General features: G+C 40.9%; 17 protein-coding genes. 11 read left to right on the top strand and 6 right to left on the bottom strand.

The genetic code is table 11. The features are described from left to right. Positions 1-8 precede the first annotated feature (8 nt). Entirely contained in the window at positions 9-833 is an 825-nt protein-coding gene (locus V7K55_RS19200; RefSeq protein ID WP_334834143.1) for a WecB/TagA/CpsF family glycosyltransferase, read from the top strand. A 95-nt stretch (positions 834-928) separates the two neighbouring features. Here the strand turns inward: V7K55_RS19200 and V7K55_RS19195 are convergent, their stop codons facing one another. Beyond that, positions 929-1,675: a creatininase family protein gene (locus V7K55_RS19195; RefSeq protein WP_334834141.1), complete on the bottom strand. Its 747-nt coding sequence runs from the start codon at positions 1,673-1,675 to the stop codon at positions 929-931. 102 nt (positions 1,676-1,777) lie between these two features. On the opposite strand from V7K55_RS19195, the gene V7K55_RS19190 reads away from it, so the two are divergent. From V7K55_RS19190 to ribD, 3 genes are all read left to right on the top strand, one after another. Then, positions 1,778-1,912 carry a hypothetical protein gene (locus tag V7K55_RS19190; RefSeq protein WP_334834139.1) on the top strand — a complete coding sequence of 45 codons (135 nt, stop codon included), beginning with the start codon at positions 1,778-1,780 and terminating at the stop codon, positions 1,910-1,912. A 15-nt stretch (positions 1,913-1,927) separates the two neighbouring features. Continuing rightward, complete coding sequence (locus V7K55_RS19185; RefSeq protein WP_334834137.1) at positions 1,928-2,527, top strand: MBL fold metallo-hydrolase; 600 nt, start codon at positions 1,928-1,930, stop codon at positions 2,525-2,527. A gap of 174 nt (positions 2,528-2,701) precedes the next feature. Continuing rightward, positions 2,702-3,913, top strand: a complete 1,212-nt coding sequence (ribD, locus tag V7K55_RS19180) for a bifunctional diaminohydroxyphosphoribosylaminopyrimidine deaminase/5-amino-6-(5-phosphoribosylamino)uracil reductase RibD (RefSeq protein ID WP_334834251.1) — start codon at positions 2,702-2,704, stop codon at positions 3,911-3,913. 29 nt (positions 3,914-3,942) lie between these two features. Here the strand turns inward: ribD and V7K55_RS19175 are convergent, their stop codons facing one another. The 3 genes from V7K55_RS19175 to V7K55_RS19165 all read right to left on the bottom strand — a co-directional run bounded on the left by V7K55_RS19175 (position 3,943) and on the right by V7K55_RS19165 (position 7,653). Further along, a complete protein-coding gene (locus tag V7K55_RS19175) occupies positions 3,943-4,161 on the bottom strand; it encodes a hypothetical protein (protein ID WP_334834135.1) in 219 nt (72 codons plus the stop codon). Between the two features lie 380 nt (positions 4,162-4,541). Next, positions 4,542-6,353, bottom strand: a complete 1,812-nt coding sequence (locus V7K55_RS19170) for a protein kinase domain-containing protein (RefSeq protein WP_334834133.1) — start codon at positions 6,351-6,353, stop codon at positions 4,542-4,544. A 244-nt stretch (positions 6,354-6,597) separates the two neighbouring features. Next, complete coding sequence (locus tag V7K55_RS19165) at positions 6,598-7,653, bottom strand: hypothetical protein (RefSeq protein WP_334834131.1); 1,056 nt, start codon at positions 7,651-7,653, stop codon at positions 6,598-6,600. A 307-nt stretch (positions 7,654-7,960) separates the two neighbouring features. On the opposite strand from V7K55_RS19165, the gene V7K55_RS19160 reads away from it, so the two are divergent. Together V7K55_RS19160 and V7K55_RS19155 are read left to right on the top strand one after the other, a co-directional pair. After that, the gene (locus V7K55_RS19160) at positions 7,961-9,889 is read left to right on the top strand and encodes an alpha-amylase family glycosyl hydrolase (RefSeq protein WP_334834128.1); all 1,929 of its coding nucleotides are present in this window, start codon (positions 7,961-7,963) and stop codon (positions 9,887-9,889) included. Positions 9,890-10,310: 421 nt separating this feature from the next. After that, on the top strand, positions 10,311-11,039 hold the full coding sequence (locus V7K55_RS19155) for a hypothetical protein (RefSeq protein ID WP_334834126.1): 729 nt from the start codon (positions 10,311-10,313) through the stop codon (positions 11,037-11,039). Positions 11,040-11,306: 267 nt separating this feature from the next. On the opposite strand, the gene V7K55_RS19150 is transcribed toward V7K55_RS19155, so the two are convergent. After that, positions 11,307-11,708 (bottom strand): hypothetical protein, encoded by a 402-nt coding sequence (locus tag V7K55_RS19150; RefSeq protein ID WP_334834124.1) that lies wholly within the window; start codon positions 11,706-11,708, stop codon positions 11,307-11,309. A 189-nt stretch (positions 11,709-11,897) separates the two neighbouring features. Here V7K55_RS19150 and ppsA point away from each other — a divergent pair, with 189 nt between their 5' ends. The 4 genes from ppsA (at position 11,898) to V7K55_RS19130 (ending at position 16,834) form a co-directional block, all read left to right on the top strand. Beyond that, positions 11,898-14,378 carry a phosphoenolpyruvate synthase gene (ppsA, locus tag V7K55_RS19145; protein WP_334834122.1) on the top strand — a complete coding sequence of 827 codons (2,481 nt, stop codon included), beginning with the start codon at positions 11,898-11,900 and terminating at the stop codon, positions 14,376-14,378. A gap of 19 nt (positions 14,379-14,397) precedes the next feature. After that, positions 14,398-14,832, top strand: a complete 435-nt coding sequence (locus tag V7K55_RS19140; protein ID WP_334834120.1) for an element excision factor XisH family protein — start codon at positions 14,398-14,400, stop codon at positions 14,830-14,832. Further along, entirely contained in the window at positions 14,802-15,161 is a 360-nt protein-coding gene (locus tag V7K55_RS19135) for a XisI protein (RefSeq protein ID WP_334834118.1), read from the top strand. Before V7K55_RS19140 ends, V7K55_RS19135 begins: the two co-directional genes overlap by 31 nt. Positions 15,162-15,232: 71 nt before the next feature. Next, positions 15,233-16,834, top strand: coding sequence for a dolichyl-phosphate-mannose--protein mannosyltransferase (locus tag V7K55_RS19130; protein WP_334834116.1), 1,602 nt, complete (start codon positions 15,233-15,235; stop codon positions 16,832-16,834). 99 nt (positions 16,835-16,933) lie between these two features. On the opposite strand, the gene trmB is transcribed toward V7K55_RS19130, so the two are convergent. Continuing rightward, on the bottom strand, positions 16,934-17,569 hold the full coding sequence (gene trmB, locus V7K55_RS19125; RefSeq protein ID WP_334834114.1) for a tRNA (guanosine(46)-N7)-methyltransferase TrmB: 636 nt from the start codon (positions 17,567-17,569) through the stop codon (positions 16,934-16,936). Positions 17,570-18,360: 791 nt separating this feature from the next. Here trmB and V7K55_RS19120 point away from each other — a divergent pair. Next, entirely contained in the window at positions 18,361-19,023 is a 663-nt protein-coding gene (locus V7K55_RS19120) for a hypothetical protein (protein ID WP_334834112.1), read from the top strand. Positions 19,024-19,078 lie beyond the last annotated feature (55 nt).

Raw genomic sequence — 19,078 nt, 5'->3', positions numbered from 1 at the left:
ATTAAGCCATGAAAAATCGATTTTCTTATAAGCTTCTTGGTGTTAAAGTTGATGCACTCTCTATCCCAGAGTTAAACTTATTAATTGAAGAATCTATTGATAAAAATGAGAAATGGATTATTGCTAATCATAACTTGCATAGTCTTTATCTCTTTCATAACGATCCAAAAATGCAATCTTTTTATGCCCAGGCTGAATATATCCATATTGATGGTATGCCTCTATTGTTTATTGGAAAATTGTTAGGTTTTCCAATGAAACGAGAACAAAGAGTAACCTATGCTGACTGGGTATGGCCTCTGATGGAAGAAGCAGAGAATAAAGGCTGGCGTGTATTCTATTTAGGTTCAAAGCCAGGAGTAGCTGAACAAGGAGCAAGTATTTTGCACCAGAGATTTCCTAGTTTACAGATTGCTTGCGCTCATGGCTACATTGATATGGATAAAGATAGTCAAGAAAATCTCGCTACTCTGGCTGCAATTAATGCTTACAAACCTCATGTATTAATGGTGGGGATGGGTATGCCACGCCAAGAGCATTGGATTTCTGAAAATCTTGAACATATTCATGCCAATAGTATTTTGACTAGTGGAGCCTGTATGGATTATGTCGCAGGAGTACTACCCACTCCTCCTCGCTGGATGGGGAAGGTGGGTTTGGAATGGTTGTATCGGTTGTTGTCTGAACCGAAAAGACTTTGGAGACGTTACTTAGTTGAGCCTTGGTTTGTAGCTACGTTATTTCTACGGGAAATTTGGAGTATGCCAAGCCAACAAAAAAAAAATAAAATGCTGTTATTTCTCAGTACAAGATTTCACAAGTTTGTTGCATGATTGAGTCTTGCAAAGCCTTGTCAGTAGGTAACTCAATTCGTCATGAATTTATGAAATACTGTATTAAGGCTTAATCAAGAATTACTCAAGACTCCTTATTCTGCGTTCATAAATTCCAAATACCCATTACTAAGTTCTTTCACCGCCAAATCATAAAATTGTTTACCGTGTTCTGGCGTTGCTAAAGCCGGATTTGAACCCATCCGTCCATCGGGATAACGCACTCGAAAGTCAGCTGCACTATAAATTGTGTGTCCGCTTGCAACTTCTGGTGAAAGGAATGCTTGCTTAATCGCCTCTGGATAAACGTACTGGGTGAGAGCTACTTCACTTGGAGTTGCGTGAGAACCTTCTTGATTCCCATATAATTCTTTAGCCAGCTTATATACAGAACTGCACATAAACCAGTTTGCTACTTGACATTGCACTTGTTGGGCATTGGGAATCTGCAAATCTTCTAAATGCGCGTAAGTTTCTGAAAATGCAGCTTTGAGGGTAGCGATATTACCACCGTGTCCGTTGATAAAGTAGAACTTGGTAAAACCAGATTTGGCTAAACAAGTTACATAATCTCGCACTACTTGAATTAAAGTGCTGGGGCGGAAACTGATTGTACCAGGAAAAGCAGTATGATGCAGTGCCATCCCCACATTGATTGTAGGGCCAACGATCGCTTGAGTCGCATCACCCACACCACGAGCGATCGCTTCTGCACAAATGGCATCAGTACCAATCAACCCCGTTGGCCCATGTTGTTCTGTGGAACCAATAGGGAAAATAATACCCCGTGACTGCTCTAAATAAGCTTCGACTTCTTGCCAAGTACTTAAATGCAGTATCATTTTTGATGACTTTCCTCAATAAAATTGCGGTGGGACAAAACCTTTTTCTGCAAAACAGCAGGTTTTGTAACTAAACTTCCCCTAACACGATTATGAACTCCTTTGCTATTCAGTGGTGGCGATCGCGATGAAATCAGTTGGGATGTTGAAGAGAAAGGAACCGCAGAAGCGCAGAGAGAGGATGCAGTGTTACCTATATACTTAATTATTGATATTAATAGTCAATTACGGAAGTAACAATCCAGAATCATCATGAAATCTTTGCACCGTCCCGATCTCTATAGCTGGTCTAATTTCAATCCGGCAAGAAATATTGATTTCAATGGGATTGCCTGGATTCGCCCAGATGGAAACATCTTGATTGACCCAGTAGCCCTCTCAAACCATGATTGGAATCATCTCAAATCCCTCGGTGGTGTAGTTTGGATTGTGCTGACGAATTCTGAGCATGTCAGGGCAAGTAAAGATATTGCCGAGCAAACTTATGCTAAGATAGCTGGCCCTGTGGCAGAAAAAGACACTTTTCCTATACCTTGCGATCGCTGGTTATCTGATGGTGAAGAGTTTGTACCTGGGTTAAAAGTAATTGAACTCCAAGGCTCGAAAACTCCTGGTGAATTAGCTCTGTTACTGGAGGAGACGACTTTGATTACAGGAGATTTAGTCAGGGCAAGGAAAGCAGGTAGCTTAACTATATTGCCAGATGACAAGCTGCTGAATCGAGAGGAGGCTGTTGCCTCTGTTCGCAAGTTGGCAGAACTGAGTCGGATAGAAGCAGTGCTGGTGGGGGATGGTTGGCCTGTTTTTCGTGATGGACGCGATCGCTTACAGGAACTTGTGGCGACGCTATAAATGGGTGGGAGTTATCAGAAGGGGAAAGCCGTTTTGCCACCCGAACGCGAGTGCGCCTCCCAGAGTTGGGCTTTTCCCTTTCCCGCTCTTTTTAATTATCAGAAGCAAAGCGCGATTCTTCTGTGGAAAGGCTGTGCGATCGCGTGCAGAATATTTACAGTGTTGCCTAAAATTATGGATAATTCCCCAGTGGTCGCTCAAGCAGATGCATCCTTACCAAATTACACTCAGGAAAATATACATTTAGTGGAGTCAGCAGTTATAAAAGAAAAAATCGGAACTGATTTTGACTCTCGTATGATGCTGCGGTGTTTAGAACTTGCTCGCCGCGCTTTAGGACGGACTTCGCCAAATCCGTTGGTGGGAGCGGTGATTGTCAAGGATGGTGAGATTGTTGGCGAGGGGTTTCATCCTCGTGCAGGTGAGCCTCATGCAGAAGTGTTTGCTCTGCAAGCAGCAGGCGATCAATCTCGTGGTGCAACAATCTATGTCAGCCTTGAACCTTGCAATCACTACGGACGGACTCCCCCTTGTTCGGAAGGATTAATCCAAGCTGGAGTGGCAAAAGTGGTAGTGGGTATGGTCGATCCCAATCCATTGGTAGCGGGAGGTGGTATTGCCCGTTTACGCGCGGCGGGGATCGATGTGTTGGTAGGAGTAGAAGAATCAGCTTGTCGTCAGCTAAATGAAGCTTTTGTGCATCGCATTCTCTACAAGCGACCTTTAGGAATTTTAAAATATGCTATGACTTTAGATGGCAAAATTGCTACTACCTCTGGTCATAGCGCCTGGGTGACAAGCCAAGATTCCCGCAATGAAGTCCATCAATTGCGGGCGGCTTGCGATGCAATAATTGTCGGCGGTAATACAGTCAGACAAGATAATCCTTATTTAACCAGCCATCATGCAGAGGCACATAATCCCCTGCGGGTGGTGATGAGTCGTCATCTCAACTTACCGGAAAGTGCCCATCTGTGGCAAACTGCCGATGCTCCAACTTTGGTGTTGACAGAAAAGGGTGCTAACCCCGATTTCCAAGAACTGTTGCGAAAACTTGGGGTGGAAGTCGTGGAATTAACATCACTTACACCAGATAAGGCAATGGCGTACTTATATGAACGGGGTTTTTGTAGCGTGTTGTGGGAATGTGGCGGTACTTTAGCTGCTAGTGCGATCGCTCAAGGAGCAGTCCAAAAAGTTTTAGCATTTATCGCCCCAAAAATCATTGGTGGTAGCATTGCTCCCACACCTGTGGGCGATTTAGGTTTTACTACCATGACTGAGGCGTTGTCTCTAGAACGGGTTCGTTGGCGTGTAGTCGGTTCTGATTGCTTAGTAGAAGGTTATTTTCCTCAAAAAGCCATAGTCAATAGTAATAACACTTGACTATCAATCAATTAATCGTGATTTTGCTATCATGAACACTGACGTTCGTGGGCAAGATCGCGGATAAGAGCTAGCCGAGATTCAATGTATTGGCTAAGAAAATCAGTTTCGTTAGAATCTAACAACACTTGTGTTTCGGTTTGTTTCACTAACCACTGCACCAAGCTAGCATCATCCAGTTGCAAGAGGAGCTTGGCTTGAGCGGTTTCAACCACTGACCAAAGCTGACGCATAATTGTAGGAGTCATCAGACCTCAATTGAATAATTTAGCTTTGCTGTTTTCAGATTACACAATTTCGATCGCACTTTAGGACATTAATGTAGAAGCTGAGACAAGTATTATTAAAAACTTAATAATCGGATTTATAACTTTATGAAGATTAAGAATTTGAAACTCAGTTGGAAGATAGGGATTGGGGATTGGAAAGACAGATTTTCATGAGTTTAGTTGCAAAAACTAGAAGGCAAATACACTCAATTCTAAAAACTGGGTTTTTGTGTTTCTGAAGACCGAAATTATGTTGATTGTAGCTCACTCAATACAGTTTCTTGAAGACTATATTCAATCCTGAATCTGTCTTCTAAGATACAAAAATCTCACTTTTGAGAACAATGAGTTACAGGAAATTAACACTGTCTGGCCGTCGAGGGACTGACAAAATCATGTAAATTTGCATCCCAAATACTGATGTAAATAAAATCACATTTTTGGCGGATAATTTGACCCTTGACTGAACCATTTTTAAAACTAAAATTATCAGACTGACGCTGTTGTATCTGCTTAAGCCCCTGCTTAATTTCTTCAGTAGCTTGACCATCTAACATTCCATTCAAGGTAGTCTCCATTACCTGTGGGTCTACCGATTGGGCAAAAGATACCTCAGTTTGACGCAGCACTTTAGAATTTCGATCGAATAAGTAGCCAAGGTCAATTTTGTTTGGCACTAGTTTGTAAACAACAGCACGCGTCTTCCCCCATGCGCCTCTTAAATCTTGATTTGGTTTGCCAAGGGTAGCTTCTACGATGTTTCTTGCTGTACCTGTAGGGAATGCGGGAACACTTTCTCTACTAGCAGTGGCAGCTAATTTACTACGGGGTTTGTTGTGTGGTGTGGAACGCATTTCTGGTGTGGGAACAGCAACATTTTCTGGTTCTGGCTGTGGTGTAGAACGCACTTCTGGCGCTGGAGTATCTGAAGTTACAGGTTCTTTTTCTGGCTGTGGTATGGATACAACTGGGGGATTAAAGGTTGGCAAAGGGGCGGGAATTACTCGCTGTCGTGGTCGTGAGATGGGTGCAACTGGAACCGGAGAAGTTTGGGAAGAAACGGGCGATTTGGTGGATGTGGGAGTGGGCAAAGATTCTGGCGATGGAGTGGAACTTGTGGCAATGGTTGTTTCTGGTTGCTGCTGACGAATGATGTTAGGAATTACTACTGCACCAATCAAGCCGCCTACCAGCAAAGTACCAACAATCAATGTTGGTTTTTGCCAGTTTCCAGGAGTGGAAGACCCTGGAATCACAGAATTTTTTTGCGGCGAATATAATGGCTGGGTTTGTCGAGTTGATGCAACAGTGGGAGGATTTGCAGCTAACTCAGGAGGGATATTACTAGCAGATTGCAAAGCGTATAACATTTTACTAGCAGTGCTGTAGCGATCGCCAGGATGAGGCTTAATTGCCTGATTGAGTATTGCCGCCAATTGGAAAGAGACGTTAGGAGCATACTGTTGCCAAAGTATTTCCCCAGTTTTCAGATCGGTTTGCAATTCTTGCGGGTGTTTGCCGGTCAGCAGATAAACCGCCGTTAAACCTAAACTGTAGATATCAGTGCCATAAACTGGGCGGCCAACGGCTTGTTCGCTAGGCATATATCCAGGCGTACCAATAACGAGCGATCGCGTGGGGTATCCTGGAGGATTTACTACGGAACGGATTGTTTCTTTGACTGCGCCAAAATCAATCAAAACTGGCTTGTTATCAATCGAACGGAGAATGATGTTCTCTGGCTTGATATCCCGGTGAATAATGCCCTTACTGTGGACATAATCTAAAACTGATAGCAGACTCAAGAGAATTTGCCGAACAGCAGTTTCACTCTCAAATCTTTTGGCTTCGACAATTTTTGTCAGAGTTTGGCCATGAATCCATTCTTGGACAAGATAAAATTGCCCGTTCTCAGAAAAGTAAGCGTAGAGTTTAGGAATTTGGTTACTACTTTCACCTAAATACTCTAAGGTTGCGGCTTCCCGTTCAAACCGTTGTTGGATAAGTTGGTAATTTTGCGGGTCATTATTGGTTATCGGTTTAAGTTGCTTGATAACACAACGACGGCGAGAAGGCATGTGAACATCTTCTGCCAGAAAGGTTTCGCCAAAACCACCAGCGCCGATTACCTGGATAACTTGATAGCGATTGTTTAGCAGGGTTATTGTCATGAAAAATCACAAGCATAGACATCGGAGACACTCCGCCTCTGGGCTTGTCGTCAGACATCGCCCTTTCCAAATGTACATCACATAAGTAAAGCCAGGGCGAAGGTCATTCGCGTCTACACAAGCAAAATTTACCTCCGTGGACTAAGAATTTCAACCCACCTCGGAGTTTTTGGTTATGTAGACGTGGTTTTTAACCGCCGATTTTGCTCAGAAAAGTTAAGGGTTTGAAACCCACGGAGATGTTTTAAGCAAACTCTATAGTTTCAACAAACTCTAAAATACTCTCCTTAATATCTTCAGCTTCTTCTTCGAGAGAATCGGGAGTTTCGCCGTCAAGAAAGCTGTGCTGACTACTAACTATATACAAAAATTCACCACTAATAAAGGTGAGCAGCCCTCGGTACGCATCTAATCTGATCGCAGTTCCATTATTTTCTTGCTTAGAAATTGTGGAACCTTTGGGCATATCGATTAACACATAGTAAGCACCTCGCAAAGTATCTTTCAGATATTCGCTATACTGCACAGAAGCCTCTGGTACGTTGGCAAAAATCGCTTGGGGTACATACTTGTCTACTAAAATTGTTTGTAAATATTCTTCTTGTCCAACAGATTCCAGTTCCTCTAACTGTTCTAGAGGGAAAGGATAATAATCGATCCTCAATAAAGTACCGATGTCATCAGAAAAGCCAACTACTCCTTCTTGGCTTTGAATTCTACCGCCCTGCTGCGGATCAACCGGAATTGGCACGGTAAAATTACTTAAAGGGGATTGATATGTCTGTTCGCTAAAGTCTTCTATGACTACTGTCTCATCTTCGTCATCGTCTGCATATTCTTCTTCCTCTTCTGCTTCTTTAAAAGCTGCAATTACTTCCTTAATAATTTCCTCTGCTTCTTCATCTTCCAGTTCTAAGGCTGCTTGTAGCTTTTTGAGGTAGGCTTGTTTTGGTTTGGCGATCGCGAGTTCATCGTCTAAAAGCACTATTACCCCAGCTGCAAAACCATCCAGCACTAATTCATCTGAGAGAGATACTTTAGCCGCATTAAACAGAGGCCCAATTCCCTCTTCTTGTGCAATGGAGATGAGTCTATCAACTATTTCGGTGATTTCATCTTCTGAGTATTCCTCAAAAACCTCGAATTCCCAGAGGATACCCGCTAAACTTTCTGCATCTACATCTTCAATCAATGAATCAGCGATCGCAGTGACAGTTGCGATCGCCGCCACCGCCTCCTCTGGACTTAGTGATTCCTCTGATGTCTTTGGTGAGTTAAAAACCTTGTCATATTTGGTCATAATTGCTACCTAAATTAATCCTTGATAGTAATAACAGATTTAAAGCGACAATGGTCAGTTTACCAATGGAGCGAATCTTCTAGAGAAAAAGTTAGCGAATACCTGGTTGAATCAATATTTCTTTGTTTTTATCCTCTAGCAGATGAATTATATCTATCGATAGAATTATAAACTAGCTAACGATAGATACCTACACCGCGAGCAGGATGTCACAATACCGATGTTTGTAGTTACACACAATACTCGAAATCTTTGTACTGTTAGTTCTACAACTGTGAATTACATAAATTAAATTTTGAGTCTTTTTATGGTAAAAACCCCTCCATCTCAGTTTTCCCCAGATCAATACAAAGTTGATTCTGCACAAGAAAAAGTAGACGCTATTATAGAAACACCACCATCAGAGACTGAGATTGACCTAGAGTTTCTTTACACCAGAGATATTGAATTTCGTCAAGAAACTATTTACTTTCTTGTGGTCGATCGCTTTTATGATGGCGATCTAGATAACAGCGAAGGTGAAAACTCAGAACTGTACGATCCCAATAGACAAGAATGGGGTAAGTACTGGGGTGGTGACTTGCAAGGTGTCATTGATAAATTAGATTATCTCAAAAATATGGGAGTTACTGCCCTTTGGCTAACTCCATTATTCGAGCAAGTAGAAGAGTTATTTATTAGCAATGCAGCGATGCATGGCTATTGGACAAAAGATTTTAAGCGGATTAATCCTCGCTACATTGCTAATGGAGAGAATCCTTCTTTAAATGCTACTCAAGAAGAAAAAAATACGACCTTCGATCGGTTAATTACAGAACTGCACAAGCGGAATATGAAGCTGGTGCTGGATATTGTCTGCAACCATAGCAGCCCTGATACCAGTGGGAGCAAAGGTGAATTGTATGATGATGGTGTTAAAATTGCTGACTTCAATGATGATGTCAATAATTGGTATCACCACTATGGCGAAGTGCAAAACTGGGAAGACGACTGGCAAGTACAGAATTGTGAACTATCTGGTCTAGCAACCTTCAATGAAAACAATACAGAATATCGGCAGTATATTAAGTCAGCTATTAAACAATGGTTAGATAGGGGTGTAGATGCACTGCGGGTTGATACTGTCAAGCACATGCCCATCTGGTTTTGGCAAGAATTTACTGGCGAGATGAGCAATCATAAACCAGATGTATTTATTTTTGGTGAATGGATTTATAGTAATCCTAGTGACGATCTCTCGGTAGAATTTGTTAACCACTCAGGCATGACACTTCTAGACTTTGGGCTATGTGTAGCAATTCGAGCCGCACTAGGTCAAGGTTCAGAAATGGGATTCCAAACAATTCAATACATTTTTGACCAGGATTATCGCTATAACGGGGCAACAGAGTTAGTTACGTTCATCGATAATCATGATATGTGCCGCTTCCAATCGCTGAATCCTGATCCAGCGATGCTGAAGGTTGCGATCGCCTTAATTATGACATCTCGCGGTATTCCCTGTATATATTACGGCACAGAACAGTATTTACATAACGATACTGATGGCGGTAATGACCCATATAACCGCCCAATGATGGAAAATTGGGATACCGATAGCGAGATTTACCGTTGTATCAGACTACTCTCTGGTTTACGGCGACTGAATCCAGCCGTGTCAATGGGTAGCCACTGGCAAAAATACTTGACCCCTGATGTTTACTGTTATGTGCGCCGTTCTCGTGATTCTCTGTGTTTTGTAGCTTTAAACCGGGGAGGGGAAGTTACTATCCCAGAAGTAGAAACGGAATTACCTGATGGTGAACATACTTGTGTGGTGACTCGCAATAAGTATGAAGTAAAAGATGGCAAGATTTATGACCTAGTACTACAAGAACGGGGAGTGCTTGTTTTCAGCCACGTTGGGGAACGCATCAAAGCACAAACAATTGTGCGCGTCCAACTCAATGGCGTAGATACCAAACCCGGTGAAATCGTTGTGGTGACAGGAGATTGCCCAGAGTTGGGTAACTGGGATATCAGCAAAGCATATCCATTAGAGTACATCAACTCAAATACCTGGTCTGCCGAGATTCCTTTTGATGAAAGTGCTGGTAAGCTGATTGCTTATAAATATGTCATGTGGCGGGAAGGGCAATCGCCTCTGCGCGAAAATTTGGTAAATCGTCGCTGGGTGATTGCCAAAGAAGGTACTGTTAAATGGCGTGATACCTGGGCATCGGGAAGAGAATCTTAGAAATTTAATTTCATTCAGATAAACAATAAAGTGCGAAGGAACAAAATTTTTGTCCTTCGCACTTTATTTTTTGTGAATTAATAACGCTTCTGGGCTTCTTGTACGCTATGGGTACTCCGTTGGAGAACTCGAAGAGTAGCCGCTACATATCTATGTATCCAATATCTGATTTTTAAATGCTTCTCCGATAAATATATATTTTAGCTTAGAGTGATCTGGATCACACCATTTTGTCAGTAAAAATAGATAGTATCAAGCACATAAACATTTAAGAACTGTCAAAATAAGGAGCTAAAAACCTCTATTTTTTATAGGATAAAAGAATAGATGATACCTTTACGAGTATTAAACTCACCAGTTTTTAATTCTTACCAAGTCATCTAAAAAAATGAGAAAAAGGTAAATGGTGATGTTCGACCTCTTGCTAGAAAATAAATTAAGCGCTTCAAAAAAACGAAAATTTAAAAAAGAAATTTTGGCACGAGTTCAAGGGCGGAATCCAGACTATTTAGATGATGAAATAAATTTTTACAAAACTGAATTACTTCCCTATTTTATAAAGTTGAGCGAACATAATCCTGTTGCCAGCGTTACAGAACAATTACGGCTTTTAGTGGGTGTTTGGACACCAATTTGGTCTACCATATCGTTTCATGAAAGTTTACCAAAAAGAATACAAGAGCAGTCTTTCCAAATTTTCCAGCATGATGGTTACTGTGCTAGTGTAGCTCGCTACATCATGGGTAAAGAGCCGTCTTTATCACAGAATTCTCAATTAAGTTTACCAGCTTATGATTTCATGGTAATCCAAAAATATGGAGTTCAAAATGGTAAATGGTATCTTCAAAATATAGATAGATTTCAAGCTTTTCAAAATAGAGAAATTCCTCTAACTTTAGAATCAGTCTATAACTGGTTTACTAATGTAGTTAATACTAAAGTAAACCTGAACGCGCCAAAATATGATTTGCCTAAAGTTCTAAGTTTAGACAACATAGAGATAAATCATGCTAATGAATTTCAAAAAACATCCTTAGCAACTTCTCAAGTTTTTGAGAATTTATATATAGATAATGACTGGCGACTTGTGAAAACTCAAACAGATTCCTCACATCTACCTAGTTACACAATTGCTGTGAAGAGGCAATAATATTGTATCCACTAAGGTGAGTTCCATTAATGAATTTACCGCAGCTGTTGGTTTTTACTTCTCTGCGAGACACTGAATGTTCATGTAGTATTTGTTATACGTAACGCAGAAGCGTAAACATCTGAATCAAATCCAATATCTAATTTTTTTGTTATGGTGATCCCAAAGGAATTGTTAAGTACTTAAAAAGTGCCAATAGAGTAAACAATAAATTCTTTTGTATATTAAAATACAACCACCCGGAGATAGCTTATCTATAAAATATATCTATTTAGGTTGGGCAATACGTGCTTCAATATCTTCTAATGTTTGTAACAATAGACTCCTTGCTTGCAATTGCCAACCCCATTTTTGAATTCTGTAAGCTGATACAGTCCCAACTATAGCTGCTAATAAAAAAAAGGGTTGATTTAAAGAAATTCCGAATAACAAACCCAATCCAGCAATTCCCCAAAATGGTAAGGCTACTGTTTGTCTTTGTTCTTCCACAATTTGAGTAATTATATTAGATTTCTTATTAGCTAATAATGCTTCTTTGACTTGTCGCTGTTCAGCCGCCGACACTGTTAAACCTATTTTACGGCGTAGTTTTTCCATTTTGCGGGCATCAGTACTGTACTCAGTTAACTCATCTTCTGCCATTTTTAGCAGTCGTTCTAGTTGTGCCATTGTATATTGCATCCAGTATTTTGATACAGCTATTAACCTAAATAATTGTTAATTTTTATTGACTATTAAATTGTATTTAATCGCCAAATTTAAAGTTACACGACAGAATGAAAAATCTAAAATTAAAGATGGGAAAAATATACTAAAGGTTACGCACTTACAAATTGAGTATAAATTTAAAAGGTAATTATGACTACAATATCTAAAAGCACTTTATCTCCATCTGCCCAAGAGCGATCGCTCATCTTGTGGTTTGATGAAGTTGGCATTGCTGATATCCCATTAGTTGGTGGCAAAAACGCCTCACTGGGGGAAATGATTCAACAGCTAACGCCCAAAGGGATTAACGTTCCTAACGGATTCGCCACCACTGCTTACGCCTATCGTCATTTCATCGAATCAGCAGGTTTAGAAGCAAAGCTACGCAAACTTTTTGCTGACTTGGATGTTGATGATGTCAAAAATTTACGCGAACGGGGTAAAAAAGCGCGATCGCTATTAATCCACACCCCATTCCCTGTAGAATTGCGAGAGGCGATCGCCACAGCCTACCATAGTCTTTGCGAACGATACCATGCAGAGACAGATGTTGCAGTCCGTTCTAGCGCCACCGCCGAAGACTTACCTGATGCTAGTTTTGCTGGACAGCAAGAAACTTACCTCAATGTTGTCGGTGTTGAGGGAGTTTTAGCCGCTTGTCATAAATGCTTTGCTTCCATCTTTACCGATCGCGCCATTTCTTATCGCCACACCAAGGGATTTGACCACTTTAGCATTGCTCTGGCTGTGGGCGTGCAAAAAATGGTGCGCTCTGACTTAGCAACCTCTGGGGTGATGTTTTCCATTGATACAGAAACCGGATTTAAGGATGCAGCACTGATTACAGCTGCTTATGGTTTAGGTGAAAATGTTGTTCAAGGTTCTGTTAATCCCGATGAATATTATGTTTTTAAACCAACTTTAAAAGCTGGTTTCCGTCCAATTATCGATAAAAAATTGGGCAGTAAAGAACTGAAAATGATTTATTATGACGGTTCCAAATTTACGAAAAATGTGTCTGTTTCTGTCGGGGAAAGAGGCAAATTTGCCCTCAGTGATGAAGAGATTTTACAACTAGGAACTTGGGCGTGTTTAATTGAAGACCATTACTCTCAAGTCCACGGTATTTTAACTCCAATGGATATCGAGTGGGCAAAAGATGGAATTACTAACCAACTTTTTATTGTGCAAGCGCGTCCCGAAACCGTCCAGTCGCAGAAGACAGGAAATGTGTTGCGGAGTTATCGGTTGGTATTGGGGAATAGGGAATGGGGAATCGGGAATGGCGAAAAATCTTCCCAATTCCCAACTCCCCTGATTACGGGAAGTGCAATTGGAGAAGCTATTAGTCAAGGAAAAGCCCGCCTAATTTTAGATGTTCAGAAACTCGAACAGTTTCAAGTTGGGGAAGTTTTGGTGACAGAAAGAACCGATCCTGACTGGGAACCGATTATGAAACGTGCCAGTGCAATTGTCACCAACTCTGGTGGTAGAACGTGTCACGCCGCAATTATTGCGCGAGAATTGGGTGTACCTGCGATCGTCGGATGTGGCAATGCTACAGAAATATTGAAACCTGGTCAAGAGGTAACAATTTCTTGCGCTGAAGGAGAAGAGGGAAAAGTTTATGCAGGTTTATTACCTTTTGAAGTTGAAGAAGTTCCTTTAGAAAACTTACCGCGTACTCATACTCAAATTTTAATGAATGTGGGTAATCCTCAAGAAGCATTGAGTTTATCGGCAATTCCTAACGATGGCGTAGGTTTAGCACGGACAGAATTTATCATCGCTAACCAAATTCAAATTCATCCAATGGCGTTGATTCATTATGAATTATTAAAAGATGAATTTGCAAAAGCTAAAATTGCTGAAATCACCTCACTTTACGATGATAAACCCCAATATTTTGTAGATAAATTAGCTCAAGGGATAGGTCGAATTGCCGCAGCATTTTATCCTAAACCAGTAATTGTGCGAATGTCAGATTTCAAAAGTAATGAATATGCGAATTTGTTAGGTGGGCGACAGTTTGAACCCCATGAAGAAAACCCAATGCTAGGTTGGCGAGGAGCAGCACGTTACTATGATGAAGGCTACAGAGAAGCTTTTGCCCTAGAATGTCATGCCCTGAAACGGGTACGGGAAGATATGGGTTTAACGAATGTTATTCCGATGATTCCTTTTTGCCGCACTCCCGATGAAGGGCGGTTAGTTTTGGCAGAGATGGCGAAAAATGGTTTAAAGCAGGGTGTTAACGACTTGCAGGTTTATGTAATGTGTGAGTTGCCCAGCAATGTGATTCTGGCTGAAGAATTTGCCGAGGTATTTGATGGCTTTTCCATTGGTTCTAATGATTTAACTCAATTAACACTAGGGATAGATAGGGATTCGGCGTTGGTAGCGCGATTGTTTGATGAACGCAGTCCGGCTGTCAAACGAATGGTGAAAATGGTCATAGAAACAGCGAAAAAATGCGATCGCAAAATCGGCATTTGTGGACAAGCACCCAGCGACTATCCAGAATTTGCTCAGTTTTTGGTTGAACAAGGAATTGACTCAATTAGTCTGAATCCAGATTCGGTTTTAAAGACAATGCTAGAAGTGGCAAAAGTCGAGGGTAGTAATTCATAATTCGTAATTCGAGTCATTTATGCCAGCTAAAGACCGCTACCATCAGAACGTCAAAAATGGCCTAATCAAAGATGGCTGGACGATTACCGACGATCCATTTCATTTGAAGTGGGGAAAAAGGGATATGTATGTTGACCTGGGTGCAGAGAAATTGATTGCTGCTGAAAAGGAAGGACAGCAGATAGCCGTTGAGATTAAAACGTTTCGCAGCGTATCGGACATGACCGCTCTTGAACACGCATTAGGACAGTACCTTGCATACCGCTCTGTGATGAGTAGAACCAATCCCGAACGCGTCCTCTATCTTGCTGTTCGTGACGAAGTATATGCCGATATCTTTGATGAGCCAATTGCTAAACTTTTAGTAGAAGATTACAAAGTTAATATTGTTCTATTTCAGCTAGAGCAAGAGGTTATTTTTAGATGGATACCTTGGAGCAATACAGGCAGTTGATTCGGAATATTCTGATTGAACATACAAAAATTCCTTTCAGTGCTGGCAATATTCAATTTGAGACAATTTTTGACAACGAACAAGACCGCTATCTCTTGATGATTTTGGGAAGAGAACCAGCCTATGATTTGTCGCCTACTGTGACTCGACGCGTTCATGGCTGTCTGATTCACATTGATATTATTGATGGCAAAATTTGGATTCAACGTGATGGTACTGAAGATGGGGTAGCAACGGAACTGGTGAGCGCTGGTGTACCAAAGGATCGGATTGTGTTGGGATTTCGATCTGAAGAACTGCGAAAAGATTCAGAATTCGCCATCGCATAACCTGCAATAGTTGAACTTCTGGATCACTGCCTGTAATATAGCGATCGCTATATTATGCTAATTATTAACCCATGCTCAATGCCCCATACCCCACGCCCCATACTGAATACCCAATAACCAAAAAATGGTTCCGAATTGGGCTGTTGGGTATATTTATCCTCTCACTCGCCTTGAGGTTTTGGGGATTGGAGCGATTCAATACTCTGGTATTTGATGAAGTTTACTTTGCCAAATTTGGTAATAATTATCTCACGCACACACCATTTTTTAATGCTCATCCGCCGCTAAGTCAGTATATGATCGGCATCGGCATTTGGATTGGCAGTCACATTCCTTTTTGGCACGATACAGTAAATGGGCTAACGGGTTCAATGCGATCGCCTTGGACTTATCGGTGGTTCAATGCCATTACTGGCTCATTTATCCCTTTAGTTGTGGCTGCGATCGCTTATCAGTTGAGTTATCGCCGTAGCTTTGCTTTACTTGCGGGTTTGTTTACAGCTTGTGATGGCATTTTTCTAGTTGAATCTCGCTATGCTTTAAGTAATATTTATATCGTCATCTTTGGTTTATTAGGGCATTGGTTTTTATTATTGGCATTAGATAACCACAATGAGCGTCGCCGATTTTTCTTAGTTTTTGCTGGCATTACTTTTGGTGCATCAATCGGTACTAAGTGGAATGGTTTATGGTTCCTATCAGGTGCTTATCTAATTTGGATAGTAGCTTGGGTAATTCGGGGAATGCATTCTTTTCCTAACCTCAAACTCTTTTTTAAATCCCCCTCATTGCAGGAGGCAGAAGAGGATGGAGAAAGCAAGAGTCACGATAGCCCAGTGGTAGCGAGTCCGCGAGCGTCGGCAGGAATTAGTACTTATTCTCCCCCATCTCCCCCATCTCAGACACCGCTACAAAATTTAACTCAGCTAAATATTTTTCAGATGCTGTTTTATCTAGGAATTATCCCAGCTTCTATCTACAGCATCATCTGGATTCCCCACCTTCAGCTAGATAAAACTTATGGATTTATAGAAGTACATCGGCAAATTTTGAAATTTCACTTACAACTAGGTGGTAATAGTCCGAACGTGCATCCTTATTGTGCTGCCTGGTATAAATGGCCTTTGATGACTCGGCCAATGGCATATTATTATCAGACGGCTGAAAGGATCACCGAACCATTACCTGTAATGGGGCCACCTTTGCCTGCTGGTGCTGGAAAAGTTATTTATGATGTCCATGCAATGGGTAATCCATTTTTATGGTGGTTTGGTCTTGCTGCCATGCTATTTTTAGCAGGAATGTTAGTCGCACAAATCGCAATGCCTTGGGTGAAGGAAAAGCGTTTTTCTGTGCCTGCAACCCTTAGTGTTGATACTTGGATTGCCTTGTACTTGGTTGTAAATTATGCTGCTAACTTAGCACCTTGGGTGGAAGTGACGAGGTGCGTTTTCATCTACCACTATATGTGTGCAGTAGTATTTGTATTTTTAGCGATCGCTTGGTTTGTCGATCAGTGTCTTCGCAGTTATTATCAACAACTCCGGGTTTTAGGTGTCACCATTACTTTTATGATTCTGGCTGCTTTTATTTTCTGGATGCCTATTTATTTGGGTTTACCTCTTTCCCCTGACGGTTATAAAATGCGAATGTGGTTTAACTCTTGGATTTGAGTAAAGCGGGATATAGGGTAATCAGAAGAGTAACTTTTAAAACATTATTAATACTCGCCTGGGCTAGCGATCGGGCGATCGCTACCCCTCATTCACAAATTATCGCCTGACAAATAAAGCCCGATAAACAGGTTCACCCTTTTTTTGCGTGCCTATTTCCCGTTCTGTGGGGACTGGTAGCGGATTTTCTGCTAACCATTCTTCTGTACCAACTTTCTGATAAGCTGGGTGGGCAGCGAAGCGATCGCGCATTTCCACCGCAATAAATTCCATATCTGATTGCACAAACACAATCCCACCAACTGCAAGATAACTGGCTAACTCCGCCACTAGTTCTGGTTGCACTACACGACGTTTAGCATGGCGGGTTTTAAACCAAGGATCGGGGAATTGAATTGTAACGCGCTGTAAACTCCCTGGAGGGAGTGAAGATAATAGAGAGTCCAGCGAGTTATTCACATTGCAAAATAAGTAGTGCAGATTTGTTAAAGCCAACTCAGAACGTAATTTATTCGCCTCTACCACCAGAGGTTCTCGAATTTCTAAACCGAGAAAATTCCAGTTGGGTTCTATTTGGGCCATCTTTAACAAAAATTGCCCTTTAGCGCAGCCAATATCTAAATGTAGGGGTTGATTTGGCTTTGCATAAATCTTTCCCCAGTCAAGGGGACTTGCTGGTGTTTGATACTTTTTAGCGAGTGGATTAACATGCTGGCGGACTCGGACTGCTGCCAAAATTCTCTCTCCTTTACGTCAAAATATCCTGTGGTGTGTGCGATCGCCATAAGTTTGGTTTTTTAACCAAATGTACTAACGGTAAAACTGATTTTAGATTGATGAACTGTCACAAACATTTTAAATTGTACTAAATCAGGAAGCGATCGCTCCCTATAGACAAAAGATGATTGACTAAACTACCCACACCTCTCTCACTTGTAAGTGTAGGCTTTTGAGTTCATCAACAACAGCCTTTTTACTTTAAGGTTTATTGGTCTTACATTGCTATTGATACAGCAAAAATGGGGTTATTATTACTGTGATCGCGCTTTTGCTCAAATTCCCAGCCTCTTTTATTGACAAGCTAGTAATTTTAGTAAATTACCAAACGCTCTTTTATATCTCTGAATAGAGAAAATAAGATGCTGACCTTGAATCTCTTTCAAAGCCTCGCTTGATCGGCAAAGTTAAAAAGTCATTGTTTGGAATCAAGGACAGAGAAACAATGTTTTGAATATTCTCTAACGAGAGTAATAAAAATTTCTAAAATCATCTGGTTCTAAATGATTAATATAATTAACTTTAGTAGCACGATTCTCTGTATACTTAATATTGTTAATGAGTAGGAATCCAATACTATCAGTATGGTAGCAGCGTAAGTGCAGTAGCATCTGATAACTTTATATTTTTGATGGGTTTGACTTTACTAGTAAAACTCCGTATTTTGTTGTAGTCTTTTTCAAAAATCAAACCGGATTCCGATATTCAATCTATAAGAATCCTTGTCCAAATTTTACCAAAGGAACAATATGCCAGGAAGTACATTAGCAACTGCTCAAAACATTGGTGTTCTCACATCTTTTAACTATAATGATGCTATAGGAAATGCAAATCCAGTTGATTACTATAAATTTTCTCTGACAGGCACAAATAATATTACTCTGCTTCTGAAGGGAGTTATTCAAAACTATCTGAATGCATTCATCTATTATGATAGCAATAATAATGGATTGATTGAGACTGGAGAACAACTTTATTCAGATTATGCTGGTTCCAGTCGAAACGGTGAAATTACTACAACATTAGGATCTGGGAATTACTATGTTGGAATTACTCAAAACTCCAACAATGTCAACTCCAACTATTCTCTACAGCTATCAGCTACATCTGCACCTGCTTCCATTGCCTCAAATCCTGGGAACACACTCAGCACTGCTTATAATATTGGCACTCTGACTGCTACTCAGACTATTAACGAGTTTGTTGGAAATGTAGATCCAGTTGATTACTACAAATTCTCTCTGACAGGCACAAATAATATCACTTTACTTTTGAGTGGAGTGACTCAATCCTATGTGAATGCATTCATTTATTATGATAAGAATAATAATGGATTGATTGAGAGTGGAGAACAACTTTACTCTGATTACGCTCAGGGCTATTTCATTCTAAATCTGTCCAGTATATGGTAAGATGAGCGCGCAAATTTTGCATAACGCATCGACTACCGTGTGTCAAATCGCAATT

Source organism: Nostoc sp. (genome assembly GCF_036919895.1).
Classification (GTDB): domain Bacteria; phylum Cyanobacteriota; class Cyanobacteriia; order Cyanobacteriales; family Nostocaceae; genus Nostoc.
The sequence above is the reverse complement of the archived record's forward strand: the minus strand, read 5'-3'. Positions and strand labels throughout refer to the sequence as shown.